At 58.1% G+C, this 13,135-nt stretch carries 14 protein-coding genes; 7 read left to right on the top strand and 7 right to left on the bottom strand.

Annotation, left to right across the window (positions count from 1 at the left end):
* Positions 1-95: 95 nt before the first annotated feature.
* From QRN55_RS01305 to QRN55_RS01290, 4 genes are all read right to left on the bottom strand, one after another.
* Positions 96-1,100, bottom strand: coding sequence for an esterase-like activity of phytase family protein (locus QRN55_RS01305; protein ID WP_502871271.1), 1,005 nt, complete (start codon positions 1,098-1,100; stop codon positions 96-98).
* A gap of 18 nt (positions 1,101-1,118) precedes the next feature.
* Positions 1,119-3,023: a cobaltochelatase subunit CobT gene (gene cobT / locus QRN55_RS01300; protein ID WP_284774163.1), complete on the bottom strand. Its 1,905-nt coding sequence runs from the start codon at positions 3,021-3,023 to the stop codon at positions 1,119-1,121.
* A gap of 98 nt (positions 3,024-3,121) precedes the next feature.
* Positions 3,122-4,111, bottom strand: a complete 990-nt coding sequence (gene cobS / locus QRN55_RS01295) for a cobaltochelatase subunit CobS (protein WP_111839569.1) — start codon at positions 4,109-4,111, stop codon at positions 3,122-3,124.
* Positions 4,112-4,174: 63 nt separating this feature from the next.
* Positions 4,175-4,798, bottom strand: a complete 624-nt coding sequence (locus tag QRN55_RS01290) for a J domain-containing protein (protein WP_284774732.1) — start codon at positions 4,796-4,798, stop codon at positions 4,175-4,177.
* A gap of 115 nt (positions 4,799-4,913) precedes the next feature.
* On the opposite strand from QRN55_RS01290, the gene QRN55_RS01285 reads away from it, so the two are divergent.
* Positions 4,914-5,195 carry a BolA family protein gene (locus tag QRN55_RS01285; RefSeq protein ID WP_111839571.1) on the top strand — a complete coding sequence of 94 codons (282 nt, stop codon included), beginning with the start codon at positions 4,914-4,916 and terminating at the stop codon, positions 5,193-5,195.
* A gap of 8 nt (positions 5,196-5,203) precedes the next feature.
* On the opposite strand, the gene aroB is transcribed toward QRN55_RS01285, so the two are convergent.
* Positions 5,204-6,337, bottom strand: a complete 1,134-nt coding sequence (gene aroB / locus QRN55_RS01280) for a 3-dehydroquinate synthase (protein ID WP_284774160.1) — start codon at positions 6,335-6,337, stop codon at positions 5,204-5,206.
* A 4-nt stretch (positions 6,338-6,341) separates the two neighbouring features.
* Complete coding sequence (locus tag QRN55_RS01275) at positions 6,342-6,938, bottom strand: shikimate kinase (RefSeq protein WP_284774158.1); 597 nt, start codon at positions 6,936-6,938, stop codon at positions 6,342-6,344.
* A 172-nt stretch (positions 6,939-7,110) separates the two neighbouring features.
* On the opposite strand from QRN55_RS01275, the gene QRN55_RS01270 reads away from it, so the two are divergent.
* The 6 genes from QRN55_RS01270 to QRN55_RS01245 all read left to right on the top strand — a co-directional run bounded on the left by QRN55_RS01270 (position 7,111) and on the right by QRN55_RS01245 (position 12,422).
* Positions 7,111-7,263: a hypothetical protein gene (locus tag QRN55_RS01270; RefSeq protein ID WP_284774156.1), complete on the top strand. Its 153-nt coding sequence runs from the start codon at positions 7,111-7,113 to the stop codon at positions 7,261-7,263.
* 20 nt (positions 7,264-7,283) lie between these two features.
* Positions 7,284-8,237: a site-specific tyrosine recombinase XerD gene (gene xerD, locus QRN55_RS01265; protein ID WP_502871270.1), complete on the top strand. Its 954-nt coding sequence runs from the start codon at positions 7,284-7,286 to the stop codon at positions 8,235-8,237.
* A gap of 63 nt (positions 8,238-8,300) precedes the next feature.
* Positions 8,301-9,254 (top strand): acetyl-CoA carboxylase carboxyltransferase subunit alpha, encoded by a 954-nt coding sequence (locus QRN55_RS01260; RefSeq protein ID WP_111839574.1) that lies wholly within the window; start codon positions 8,301-8,303, stop codon positions 9,252-9,254.
* A gap of 231 nt (positions 9,255-9,485) precedes the next feature.
* Positions 9,486-10,940, top strand: coding sequence for a sensor histidine kinase (locus QRN55_RS01255; protein WP_111839575.1), 1,455 nt, complete (start codon positions 9,486-9,488; stop codon positions 10,938-10,940).
* On the top strand, positions 10,937-11,374 hold the full coding sequence (locus tag QRN55_RS01250) for a response regulator (RefSeq protein WP_111839576.1): 438 nt from the start codon (positions 10,937-10,939) through the stop codon (positions 11,372-11,374). Before QRN55_RS01255 ends, QRN55_RS01250 begins: the two co-directional genes overlap by 4 nt.
* 7 nt (positions 11,375-11,381) lie before the next feature.
* Complete coding sequence (locus QRN55_RS01245; protein WP_112501251.1) at positions 11,382-12,422, top strand: sensor histidine kinase; 1,041 nt, start codon at positions 11,382-11,384, stop codon at positions 12,420-12,422.
* Between the two features lie 13 nt (positions 12,423-12,435).
* Here the strand turns inward: QRN55_RS01245 and QRN55_RS01240 are convergent, their stop codons facing one another.
* A complete protein-coding gene (locus QRN55_RS01240) occupies positions 12,436-13,107 on the bottom strand; it encodes a L,D-transpeptidase (protein ID WP_502871269.1) in 672 nt (223 codons plus the stop codon).
* Between the last annotated feature and the right edge of the window lie 28 nt (positions 13,108-13,135).

Here is a 13,135-nt window from a genome sequence, read left to right as displayed (position 1 = left end):
CGGAAGGTGGTGGAAGATTAAATTACTGTAATCTGTGACAAATTTAGAAAATTATGAAATGCAGATTGGCGCGTAATTGCGCTGGCGCAGCAGGTTCAGTCCGTCAGCCTGAACTCCAGCATGACGTTTCGCTGTAAAAAAGAGTGATTGTCATCGGACACGAGAATGAGGCGGCGGGAACCATCTGGCCCCTCTATCACATCCATGCCTTCCATGTTGTCGATCTGGTTCGACAAATCGGCTTCGATGAGGATGTCTCCGTCCACGACCGCACCGGGCCTGATCGTGTCTCCCTTGATTCGTCGAATGCGCATGCCGACACCTTGGGCAAAATTGAAGCGCCGCTCCAGAAGCAGCAGATCGCCATCGCCGAGGAAAACGCCATCCGTGACCGAATACAAGCTATCCTTCACCACCGCGAATAGGCCCTTACGCGGCCCCTCCAGAACGGCAGCGAAGAGATGACCTTGGCTGTCGACGCTGGCCTCTGCCACGGTAACCATGGCACCTTTCAAAGGTCCATCGGCGGGAGAAAGCGCTAAGGTCTCCATGCCCGCATTGCGACGAAACTCACTGTCAGGGATGAGATGCGGCAAACGCTCCACGGGCTTTGCTGTAGCGCGTCCATTGATCGGATAGATATCGATCCGGGGCCGTTGTTCGTAACTGACGAAGGCCTGCCCCTCGCGCAGAGCCAGCCCTTCTGAGTCCATATCGACTTTCCGCTTCGCTTCCTGTCCGTTTTCGTCCAGCATCGGATTAATCTGGACATGCGAGAGGTCAGCAAGCTTGCCGGATGAGCCGCGCTCGATGGAACCATTCAGCCAGTGACCGGTGTCCAGCACGGCGAGAAAACTCTTGCCGTCTTCCATGAAACGAATGCTGGAGATGGCACCGAAAAGCGGCTCGGGGGACTTCAGGATCAATCCACCGACAAATTCCAGTTTGCCGAAGCGGGTCTGTTCAGAGCCGACCTTGAAGGCAGAGATAGGAGTGGCAGTGACCGTAACGTCAACGGTGGACGCGGCCATTGCGGATGGATAAAGCGCCGAAAGGGCGAGCAGCAAGCCCATGAAGGCAGCCCTGACAGACTGCATCATCGCGGGCCGCCCGTCAGTTTAAACGGCACGGCGCATCCTGCCGCCGCGGCGCGGAGCCGTGCTGGTATCTTCAAACAGAGCGGCGAGCTGCTCCGTCATCGCACCGGCCAACTCATCCGCATCCACGATGGTAACCGCGCGGCGATAGTAGCGTGTCACGTCGTGACCGATGCCGATGGCCAGCAGCTCGACGGAGGACCGTGTTTCAATCTGCTCGATGACGGCGCGAAGATGCCGTTCCAGATAGTTGCCGGGATTGACCGACAAGGTGGAATCATCAACCGGCGCACCGTCCGAAATCATCATCATGATCTTGCGCTGCTCGGGGCGATTGATCAGGCGGTTATGGGCCCACATCAGGGCTTCGCCATCGATATTTTCTTTCAGCAGGCCCTCGCGCATCATCAGACCGAGGTTGCGACGCGCCCGACGCCATGGCGCGTCTGCGGATTTGTAGACGATGTGGCGCAAATCGTTCAGGCGACCGGGCGATGGCTGCTTGCCACCCGCCAGCCACTGCTCGCGCGACTGTCCACCCTTCCAGGCCTTGGTCGTGAAGCCGAGAATTTCGACCTTGACGCCGGACCGTTCCAGCGTGCGCGCCAGAATATCGGCGCAGGTGGCGGCAACCGTGATCGGGCGACCGCGCATAGAGCCGGAATTATCGATGACCAGCGACACGACCGTATCGCGGAACTTCGTATCGCGTTCCTTCTTGAAGGACAGCGGCTGCATAGGGTCGATGATGAGGCGAACCAGACGGGCGGGATCGAGATAACCCTCTTCCAGATCGAAGTCCCAGGAGCGGTTCTGCTGCGCCATCAGGCGGCGCTGCAAGCGGTTGGCCAAGCGACCAACGGCGCCCTGCAAATGTGCAAGTTGCTTGTCGAGGAAGGCGCGAAGGCGGTCCAGCTCAGCTTCGTCGCACAGTTCCTCGGCAGAAATCTCCTCGTCGAATTCCTGCGTGAAGATGCGGTAATCCACCTTCTCGTTGAAATCGTCGAAAGGGCTGCTGGGGCGGCGCGTTTCGCCGGGCGTTTCGGAATCCTCATCGAGGTCGTCGGACATTTCGTCCTCCGACATCTCGGCGCCATCCATTTCGCCGTCTTCCATCTGCTCCTGAGAGGCTTCGCTCTCTTCGGCAGGGGCGGCATCGGATCCAGCTTCTTCTTCAACCTGCTCGTCCTGCGTTTCGTTGCTGGCGGGCTGGTCTTCTTCGCTCTCGGTTTCCTGACTTTCTGGCTGATCCTCTTCGTCGCCGAAATCTTCGGCCATCTGCATGGAGGTCAGCATCTTGCGGATGAGCCTGGAGAATGCCTTCTGGTCTTCGACCACGGTCGAGATGTCGCGAAGGTCGGCAGAGGCCTTGTCTTCAATGAAAGGACGCCAGAGGTCGAGCACCTTGCCGGCGCTTTCAGGCGGCTTTTCGCCGGTCAGCTTCTCGCGAACCATCATCGCCACGGCTTCCGCCAGCGGCGCATCTTCCTGGGTGTTGATGTTGACGAAATTCGCCTTGGCGTATTTCTCGGTGTTCATGGCGCGAATATTGGAGGCCATGCCGGGCATGCGTCTGGCACCTATGGATTCGACACGCGCCTGTTCCACGGCATCGAAGATCAACCGTGCATCCGGCCCTTGTGGCGCCATGCTGGCGTGAACATCGGCGTCGTGGCAGGCAAGGCGCAGAGCCATGGAATCGCCCAGACCACGGGTCACGGCAATTTCCTGGGCAGTCGGCTTCTTGGAGATTTCCGGCAGGCGCATGCGCTCGCCGGCGAGACCCGGACGTTCGTTGGCGAAGACGACTTCGACTTCGCTGTCACCAGCGATAGAGCGGACGCATCCTGTGATAGCCTGACGCAGCGGTTCTGCGTCGATCATCATTCCGGATTTGGGTCTCACATTGTCGCCGCGGCCTGCCATGGTCTTTCCTGTCGATTCTGAACGTCACCCACCTGCGCATTCGCAGACAGGGTGACGTCTTCAACTCATCGGTGATGTCCTCGGAAGTGCCGGGGAGATCAGGCGCTCAGAACGATGTTCGCAGCGCTTTCCTTCAGTTCGACGCCGAATGCGCGCTGATACTGCTCAGCCACCAGCGTCCGCTCCAGCTCGTCGCACTTGTTGAGGAAGGTGACACGGAACGCGAAGGCGATATCGCCGAAAATATCGGCATTTTCCGCCCAGGTGATGACCGTACGCGGGCTCATGACCGTGGACAGATCGCCATTGATGAAGGCTGAACGGGTCAGGTCGGCGACGCGCACCATCTTCGACGCAGTTTCGCGGCCCTTGGCATTGTCGAGGCTCTTGACCTTGGCCACGACGATGTTCACTTCCTGCTCATGCGGCAGATAGTTCAGCGTCGTCACGACAGACCAACGGTCCATCTGCGCCTGGTTGATCTGCTGCGTGCCGTGGTAGAGGCCGGTCGTATCACCGAGACCAACCGTGTTGGCCGTCGCAAAAATACGGAATGCAGGGTGAGGACGAATAACGCGGCTCTGGTCGAGCAGGGTCAGGCGACCGGACGATTCTAGTACGCGCTGAATGACGAACATCACATCCGGGCGTCCGGCATCATACTCATCGAAGACCAGCGCGACATTGTGCTGGTAGGCCCAGGGCAGAATGCCGTCCTTGAATTCGGTGACCTGTTTGCCGTCTTTCAGAACGATGGCGTCTTTGCCGACGAGGTCGATACGGCTGACATGGCTATCGAGGTTGACGCGAACGCAAGGCCAGTTGAGGCGGGCCGCAACCTGCTCGATATGGGTGGACTTACCCGTGCCGTGGAAACCGGACACCATGACGCGTCGGTTGTGAGCAAAGCCTGCGAGAATGGCCAGCGTCGTATCGCGGTCGAACAGGTAGTCCGGGTCCAGATCCGGCACATAGGCGTCGCCTTGAGAATAGGCGGGCACGCGCAGGTCCGTATCGATGCCGAACACGTCTCTTACCGAAACGGTGGTGTCCGGCAGGTTGGTAATATCCAGGTCAATTTTGCTCATAACGTCTCCAAGGCGGGTAGCAGCCACCCGGCCACATATCTATCAGGCGATCACGGAAAGGGCTTAGCAGAAACCGGCTTGCTTTAACAATTGGTAGGCTTGAATAACAGCCCGAAAACGCTCTTCCGAACCACGATCACCACCATTAGCATCAGGATGGTGCTTTTTGACAAGGTCCTTGTAGCTCCGTTTGATATCATCCTGCGTCGCATTCACAGAAAGACCGAGCGTATCGAATGCTTTTTGCTCCAGCGTCTTCAGCTTGCGGCTCTGCTGGTAACGCGGACCGCCAGTGCGCCCCTGCCCCGTTGCTGAAAAACCGAAGGGGTCGCGGATGCGCGCATTGGCAGCACCGGAACGCAGGGTCGAATGCAGCGGGCTGTCACTGGCCGTCTTGTTCACACCCACCGTCCAGGTGGGGCGATGACCGGTGATCGCCTCCTTCTGGTAGCGGGCGATCTCGGTGTCCGACAGACCGGAAAAATAATTATAGCCTTTGTTGTAATCCTTCACATGCTCGAAACAGAACATGAAGAATTGCCCTTCGGCGTTGCGGCCGACGGGGGCTCGGTGGGCGCCCGGCTTGTCGCACCCATCCCACTGGCAGGTCGGGGGCTGAACTTCAGGCTCCCGTTCCCGTTTGCGGCGTGTGCGAATGCGGTCGAAGTATTTCGAATCCAGTTTCATGGTATTCCAATTATGGTGCGCGAATACGCGCACAACAAGAATTGACAAAGCAGAATGTTCCGGGTTCTTAGATAACCCTTTTTTTGCAGGCACCACTGATTTGGAAAGGCAACCAATGTCCCTACGCGAGAGCATAGAAAACAAGCTGAAAGAGACGTTTTTGCCGACCCGGCTAAACGTCATCGATGAGAGCCACATGCATGCCGGGCATCAGCCCGATATGACCGGCACCGGTGAAACACACATGCGTGTTCAGATAGTGTCTGAAAGTTTTTCCGGCAAGTCACGCGTCGACCGCCACCGAGCCGTCAACGCGGTTTTGAAACCAGAGTTGGACGCAGGCCTGCACGCGCTTGCCCTTGAGGTCGCAGCACCTGGGGAAACCACCCGGTTCTGAGGGTAGCCTCAGCCCGGATTTTTTTCGTTTAGGAACGACTGAACCTCTGATGCGGCGACATCATCGGCTACGAAGGATTGGCCGATGCCGTGGGTGAGAATGAAGGACAGCTTGCCGCCCTTCACCTTCTTGTCCTGCGCAATCGCTGTCATCAGCGTTTCCACCGGCGGCAGGGCGCCGGGAATGTCCTTCATGGTGGTCGGCAGACCAACTGCCTTCAGATGCGCCTCCACACGGGCGGCATCATCGGGGCTTGCGAGATTGAGGCGGGCGGAAAACTGGTGGGCCAGCACCATGCCGATGGCAACGCCTTCGCCATGGACCAGCCGCGCACTGTCATATTCCGTTGCGCTTTCCAGTGCGTGGCCAAAGGTGTGGCCGAGATTGAGCAGCGCGCGAATGCCATGCTCCTTCTCATCCGCCACGACGACATCCGCCTTGGCCTGACAACTGACGGCAATCGCCTGAATACGAGCGGGGCCTCCACGCAAAACGTCGGCCCAGTTCTTCTCGAGCCATTCGAAGAACTCCGGCATGTCGATCAAGCCGTATTTCACGACCTCCGCATAGCCAGCGCGGAACTCACGCGGGCTCAGCGTATCGAGAACAGCAGTATCGGCCAGAACGAGGTCAGGCTGATGGAAGACGCCGATGAGGTTCTTGCCGTGACGGGAATTGATGCCGGTCTTGCCACCGACGGAAGAGTCCACCTGCGCTAGCAGCGACGTCGGGATTTGCACGAAACGCACACCGCGCCGCACGACACCGGCGGCAAAGCCTGCGAGATCGCCGATGACGCCACCACCCAGTGCAATCACGGCATCGTTACGCTCCACACGCGCCGCCAGAACCGTGTCGCAGACGGTCATCAGATGCTCGAAGCTCTTGGTCTTTTCGCCTGCTGGCAATGTCAACGAGACGGCTTCAATGCCATCCGTCTGCAAACCATCCACCAGCGCTTCCAGATACAGCGGCGCGACATGCTCGTCGGTGATGATGGCTGCGCGCTTACCCTTAAGTCGCGAGGAAATTTCTCCACCGGCACGCCCCACGAGACCGGGACCGATCAGAATATCATATGCGCGGTCACCGAGCGGCACATGGACAAGGCGTTCATCGGTCAGCATGTCTTGAGACGTCATTACATCAGGCCTTCTGCTCTGCACCGACGATCGCTTCCAGCACTTCGTTCACGATGACATCCGTGCGGACATTGCGTGACTCTATCGTTATGTCGGCTTCTTCATATATGGGGTAACGGCGATCCATCAGCGCCTGTAAGGTCGCTTTTGGGTTCTCTGTCTTGAGCAGAGGACGGTTGTCGCGTTTATTGACGCGCTCCCACAGCACTTCCAGATCGGCTTTCAACCACACGGACAGACCGCCACGCTTGATGTGTTTGCGGGTGGTGTCATTGACGAATGCGCCGCCGCCTGTCGAAACGATCTTGGGGCCGCCGCGCAGCAACCTCTTGATGACGCGTTTTTCAAGCGCACGAAACTCGTCCTCACCATAGGACGCGAACAGTTCGGAAATCGACATGCGGGACACGCGCTCGATCTCGGCATCGGTATCGACGAAGGGAATTTTCAGCTGTTGTGCGACAAGCCTGCCGATGGCGGATTTGCCCGCACCCATCAATCCCACAAAAACGAGGTTTCTTCTGCCGAGCTTGGCCCGCGCTCTTTCCCCTATCGATTTCTCACCCATGGCTGGGTAAAAACTTGTGTTGTTCTCGATCATGAATGATGGTCCGTTTGGCATCGGTATCTGCAAATGTTTACCAAGCGTCAAGCCAAATCGCGCTCTATAGAAAGAGAATCACTGAGAAGAGGCAACCGCGACTGCGGGGTTCTGGCCTTGTCTAAGCCCGCAACGCTTCTGATATGAGATAGCCGACTGCACCGGAGTGTCCATGCCCACCCTTTTTCGCTTCATCTTCGTGCTGGCCGCCATAGCGGGCATCATCTATGGCAGCATGCTGTCGCTGGTCATGTTGGTCGAGCCGAGGGAACGCGAGATCACGGTGAGGATACCGTCCGAGCGGCTGAACCCGTCTACGCCCTGATGAATGGAAGGGCGATGCCGATGGCCGGTCAGGACGCCGCGAGGCTGGAAAGCTTTTTGGAAATGATGAGCGCCGAACGGGGCGCCGCCGTCAACACGCTGACGTCCTATGAGCACGACCTGACCGACCTCACGGACTTCCTGAAAGAGCGAAAGGTACCGATCAGCGAGGCCGCAACCTCTGACCTTTCCGCCTATCTGGAACATCTTTCCGCGCAAGGTTTCGCCGCCACATCCCAGGCGAGACGGCTGTCTTCCATGCGGCAGTTCTACAAATTTCTCTATTCCGAAGGACTGCGCGGCGATGACCCCACGGGCATCCTTGATGCGCCGCGAAAAGGACGATCCCTGCCCAAAACCATGAGCGTTGCCGACGTGACCGCGCTTCTGGCACAGGCATCGAAAGAAGCGGAGACGGAAGGTCCGGGCCAGATGGCACGCATACGGATGCATCTTCTGCTGGAGCTTCTCTACGCCACCGGCATGCGCGTGAGCGAACTCGTCTCGCTCCCGGCCACGCTTCTGCGGCACGAAGGACGTTTCCTGATGATCCGCGGCAAGGGCAACAAGGACCGGATGGTGCTGCTGTCGCGCACGGCCATGCAGGCGATGGACGCCTATGACAAGGCAAAGAAGGTACTGGTGCCTCGAAAGGAAGGCGCGCCTGAAAGCGCGTGGCTGTTTCCTTCCAACGGCAAGGAAGGCCACTTGCCACGCCAGGTCTTTGCTCGCGATCTCAAAGATATCGCCATCAGGGCTGGGCTTTCACCATCGAGCATTTCTCCGCATGTCATGCGGCATGCCTTTGCCAGCCACCTATTGCAAAATGGGGCCGACCTGCGCGCCGTGCAGGAACTGCTTGGCCATTCGGACATTTCCACGACACAAATATATACACATGTGCTGGAAGAACGGCTTCAGGAACTGGTACAAACACACCACCCTCTTGCCAAACAGTCCAAAAACCTTGATTAGAGCGACCGGAACCGCCGGAACCAACCGGTCAAACCTTGCGCAAAACGATCGGAACAGGATCTCATGCACAACTACCTCGACTTCGAAAAACCTATCTCGGACCTGGAAGGCAAGATTCTCGAGTTGAAGAAACTCGCGGCCGAAGACGAGAGCATAGATACCTCGGAGGAGATTTCACGCCTTGAATCGCGCGTTCAGGATGCGATGCAGGACATCTACTCCAAGCTGAACGCCTGGCAGAAAACGCAGGTCGCGCGTCATCCGCAGCGCCCTCATTTCGTTGATTATGCCAAGGCCCTCTTCACGGATTTCACACCGCTGGCGGGTGACCGCAAGTTTGCCGAAGATGCCGCCATTCAGGCCGGTCTCGCCCGCTTCAATGGACAGCCCGTCGCCATCATCGGTCAGGAAAAGGGCAGCGACACCAAGTCGCGCCTGAAACACAATTTTGGTAGCGCCCGGCCCGAAGGTTACCGCAAGGCAATCCGCGTGCTGGAACTGGCCGACCGCTTCAACCTGCCCGTCGTCACACTGATCGACACCGCAGGTGCCTATCCAGGCGTTGGCGCCGAAGAGCGCGGACAGGCCGAAGCCATCGCGCGGTCGACCGAAATGTGCCTGAACGCCAAGGTTCCGATCGTTTCAGTCGTCATCGGCGAAGGCGGTTCGGGCGGCGCGATTGCAATTGCGACCGGCAACCGCGTCTACATGCTGGAACACTCCATCTATTCGGTTATCTCACCGGAAGGTGCGGCCTCCATTCTCTGGCGCGATTCGACACGCGCCAAGGAAGCCGCCACCAACATGCGGATCACATCAGACGATCTGAAATCGCTGGGCGTGATCGATGGCATCATTCCCGAGCCAATGGGCGGCGCACATCGTGATCCGGCCAAAGTCATCGAAGCCACCGGCAAGACAATCGACGCTGCGTTGCGTGAACTCGTTCCGCAGGCCGGTACACAGCTGCGCTCCGAGCGCCGCCAAAAGTTCCTCGATATCGGTCGCAGCCTCTAAGCCGATTCGACCTTCAAAAAGATACGCCCGCCTGTGAAAGCAGGTGGGCTTTTTTGTGCCTGTCAGTGGTTAAACGGAATCGTCTGCTTTTGTTCGATAAAAGTGAACAACTTAACCAATCTCGCAGCAACGTCTTGCATATAGCTGCAACGCTGGATTACTTACGGAATATCTAAAAATACGGGGCATGCGTTGGCAAAATTATCTGCGTTCATTCGCCGGACACTCGTCATGTTGGGGCTGGGTGTTGCGCTGCTTGTAGGAATGGTCGCGACATCGCTCTGGCTGGTACAGGCCAACAACAAATACTCGCAGGAAACCGCAGAACTGCGCCGTTTGCGCGCCTCCATTCTCGATGTGCTGACGACGGTTCAGGATGCTGAGACGGGGCAGCGTGGCTTTCTTCTGACGGGAGACGAACGCTACCTCGCGCCCTATCAGGACGCTCTTGCGACATTTGCGAAAAAGCGGGAGCTTCTGGCAGAACGCATTGGCGACCGGCCACAATATGTCGGCGATCTCGATGCGTTGCAGGCCAATCTCGACGCTAAACTGACCGAGATCGGTCGCGGTATCGATCTGGTGAAAGCCAATCGGACGCCAGAGGCAATCGAACTGGTGCGCAGCGACACCGGTCTCGCCTATATGCGCAGCATTCGCGAGACGCTCGATCACTTCCAGCAAATGACGGACGACCGCCTGCGCATCATCGTTGCCGAACAATTATCTGCCGCGCAAAACCTGCAATGGGTGACGATTGTCGGCGCAGTCGCCATTCTGGCCATTCTCGGCGGCACGCTGGCGCTTATCTTCAAATACATCCGCGAACTGATGCGGGCACGTGAAGAAGTGGATGAGTTGAACCGTGGGCTGGAAGAACGCGTGGACGAAAGAACACGTGACCTCATTCGCGCCAATCAGGAAATCCAGCGTTTCGCCTACATCGTCACCCATGATCTGCGCGCGCCGCTGGTCAACATCATGGGTTTTCTGTCGGAGTTCGACGCCTCGCTGAAACCGGTGCAGGCCTTTGTGCTTGCCGATGGCAGCCCGCTGTCTGAACGGGACATTCAGGACGCCAAGCTGGCCGTGAAAGAGGATTTACCGGAAGCCATGGGCTTCATCCGGTCTTCGACACGCAAGATGGACCAGTTGATCAACGCCATCCTGAAAATTTCCCGCGATGGCCGCAGAAAATTGCAGGCGGAAAAAGTCGATCTCAAGGAGCTGCTGACGTCGGCAGCAGCCAGCGTGCAACATCAGGTGACGGCGGTAGACGGCAGCATCGACGTGGATGTCCAGAGCTTCACCGTTATCAGCGACAGGATTTCGCTGGACCAGATTCTCGGAAACCTGTTCGACAATGCGGTAAAGTACCAGATGCCGGGTCGTCCGTTGAACATCACCGCCCGCATTCTGCCGCAGGGACGTGGGGTCGTGCGTGTCGATGTCAGCGATAATGGTCGTGGCATCGCCGAGGACGATTACGAGCGCATCTTCGAACTCTTCCGCCGCGCGGGGGAACAGGACCAGCAGGGAGAAGGCATCGGCCTTGCCCATGTGCGGTCACTCATCAGAAATTTAGGTGGAGACATTACGGTCGTCTCCGAACTCGGCAAGGGCAGCACGTTCCACCTGACGCTGCCGACAGACCTTCGAAAAATCACGCGAGGAAGCGACATATGAAAGCCACGGGCCAGGAAGTTACGATCGTCATGGTCGAAGACGATGAAGGCCATGCGCGCCTCATCGAAAAGAACGTGCGGCGCGCAGGTGTCAACAACGAGATCGTGCCGTTTACGCTCGGTCACAAGGCTCTTGATTTCATTCTGGGACCTGAACGCGACGGACTGGTCAGCAAGGATCGCTACCTGCTGATCTTGCTGGACCTGAATTTGCCGGATATGTCCGGGATCAAGATTCTGGAGCAGATCAAGAGCAACGAATACACCAAGCGTCTTCCGGTGGTTGTTCTGACGACGACGGATGACGAAACCGAAATTCAGAAGTGCTATGATCTTGGCGCCAATGTCTATATCACCAAGCCGGTGGATTATGAGGGCTTTGCCACAGCAATCAGAAATCTCGGCCTCTTCTTCTCCGTAATTCAGGTTCCGTGAAAGCTTAATGACGTTGCGAATCCTTTATGTCGATGACGACCCAACGCTCGCGAAGCTCGCGCAGCGCGTTCTCGGTCGCCACGACATAACCGTCGTTCATGCCGCCTCGGTTAGCGCGGGGCTGGAGGAATTCCGGGCCGATACCTTCGATGCCGTAGTTCTCGACCACTATTTCCAGAACGGCACGGGCCTGCAATTTCTGGCAGGCATTGGCGACGCTGCCCGCGATATCCCTGTTCTCTACGTCACCGGAGCGAGCGAAGCGCAGGTCGCGATCGATGCACTGAAGGCGGGTGCCGCCGACTATGTCATCAAGAATGTTGCGGATGATTTCTTTCCGCTTCTGCTGAATTCCATCCAGCAGGCACGGGAGAACTTCCAGCTGCGCCGCGAAAAGGAAGAAGCGGAGCGGCAGTTGGTTCAGGCCAAGGAGCGGGCCGAGTTGATGGCGAAGGAGATGAACCACCGCATCGCCAACAGCCTGTCGCTCGTTTCCGCCATGATCCGCATGCAGTTGAACGCGGTGGCAACCGAAGAGGCCCGCACGGCGCTTCTGGAAACCCAAAGCCGCATCTCGGCCATCGCCGGTGTTCACCGAAGCCTTTACACGGCGGATAATGTGGGGGAAGTCGAGCTCGCCTCCTATCTCTCATCGATCACCCAGGACCTCGCGCGATCTGCTCGCGACAACGAGAAAATCCGCATCGAGACGGACATGGACACGGTGAAGGCAACGCCCGATCAGGCCGTTGCGCTGGGCGTGATCGTTACCGAACTTACGACGAATGCCCTGAAATACGCCTATCCAGGTGGGGAGGGCGAAATTCGCATTCGTCTGAAAACGGAAGACAGAATTGTACGTCTGTTCGTCGAAGATGACGGCGTCGGCATCGATGGCACGACCCCGCCCAAGGGAACAGGCCTCGGCACACGCCTGATCGGCGCCATGGCGCAGAGCTTGCGAGCCACCGTCAGCCAGTCGGCAACACCATCCTCGCAGGGCGCCACGATTTGCGTCCAGTGGGAAGAAGGCGCTCCTTCCCACTAAACGACAATTTTGTTCACATAGGCTCGAGCCCGGGTGCCATCGCAATCGATTGCGAAACCGGAGCGCCGGACATCACGACGATAGGCGTCCTGTCCGGCACGCGGTTGTAAAGATCGATGATGTCCTGGTTCATCAGGCGCACGCAGCCTGAAGATACCGATTTGCCGATGGTCCACCATTCCGGCGAGCCGTGCAGACGGTAGATCGTGTCCTGCCCGTCCTTGAAGATGTAAAGCGCCCGTGCGCCCAGGGGATTGTTGAGGCCGGGCGCCATGCCGCCATTTGCTGCGCTATAAGGCGCGAGTTCCGGCTGGCGACCGATCATCTCATCGGGCGGCGTCCAGCGCGGCCACTGACGCTTGTACTGAATGACGCCCCGGCCAGCCCACTCGAAACCCGCACGACCCAGGCCCACGCCATAGCGCATGGCCTGATTATTTTCATAGGTCAGGTAGAGAAAGTGATTGGCGGTATCGACGACAATAGTGCCGGGGCGCTCGCCAGTCGGGTTTTCGACCATCTGTCGGTAAAAGCGCGGCGGAATTTTCTCATAGGGGATGGCTGGCAGCGGGAACTGCTCATCCGGTTTCGCGCCGTAAATCTCTGCATAGAAAGGATCGGCCACCGGCCGGCTATTTTGCGCCACCTCGCGCGGTGTCGTGGTGCAGCCGGCAAGCGCGGTCAACGCCAGACCTCCCGTACCGAAGAGGAAA

The organism is Agrobacterium sp. lyk4-40-TYG-31 (genome assembly GCF_030209855.1).
Taxonomy (GTDB): domain Bacteria; phylum Pseudomonadota; class Alphaproteobacteria; order Rhizobiales; family Rhizobiaceae; genus Agrobacterium; species Agrobacterium vaccinii.
The sequence above is the reverse complement of the archived record's forward strand: the minus strand, read 5'-3'. Positions and strand labels throughout refer to the sequence as shown.

Bases quoted from the DNA above. Each gene is read 5' to 3' on its own strand.
- QRN55_RS01305 (WP_502871271.1), bottom strand. From the start codon at position 1,100: ATGATGCAGTCTGTCAGGGCTGCCTTCATGGGCTTGCTGCTCGCCCTT.
- xerD (WP_502871270.1), top strand. From the start codon at position 7,284: ATGGCCGGTCAGGACGCCGCGAGGCTGGAAAGCTTTTTGGAAATGATG.
- cobT (WP_284774163.1), bottom strand. From the start codon at position 3,023: ATGGCAGGCCGCGGCGACAATGTGAGACCCAAATCCGGAATGATGATC.
- QRN55_RS01255 (WP_111839575.1), top strand. From the start codon at position 9,486: ATGTTGGGGCTGGGTGTTGCGCTGCTTGTAGGAATGGTCGCGACATCG.
- QRN55_RS01245 (WP_112501251.1), top strand. From the start codon at position 11,382: ATGACGTTGCGAATCCTTTATGTCGATGACGACCCAACGCTCGCGAAG.
- QRN55_RS01250 (WP_111839576.1), top strand. From the start codon at position 10,937: ATGAAAGCCACGGGCCAGGAAGTTACGATCGTCATGGTCGAAGACGAT.
- QRN55_RS01275 (WP_284774158.1), bottom strand. From the start codon at position 6,938: ATGATCGAGAACAACACAAGTTTTTACCCAGCCATGGGTGAGAAATCG.
- QRN55_RS01260 (WP_111839574.1), top strand. From the start codon at position 8,301: ATGCACAACTACCTCGACTTCGAAAAACCTATCTCGGACCTGGAAGGC.
- QRN55_RS01290 (WP_284774732.1), bottom strand. From the start codon at position 4,798: ATGAAACTGGATTCGAAATACTTCGACCGCATTCGCACACGCCGCAAA.
- QRN55_RS01270 (WP_284774156.1), top strand. From the start codon at position 7,111: ATGCCCACCCTTTTTCGCTTCATCTTCGTGCTGGCCGCCATAGCGGGC.
- aroB (WP_284774160.1), bottom strand. From the start codon at position 6,337: ATGACGTCTCAAGACATGCTGACCGATGAACGCCTTGTCCATGTGCCG.
- cobS (WP_111839569.1), bottom strand. From the start codon at position 4,111: ATGAGCAAAATTGACCTGGATATTACCAACCTGCCGGACACCACCGTT.
- QRN55_RS01285 (WP_111839571.1), top strand. From the start codon at position 4,914: ATGTCCCTACGCGAGAGCATAGAAAACAAGCTGAAAGAGACGTTTTTG.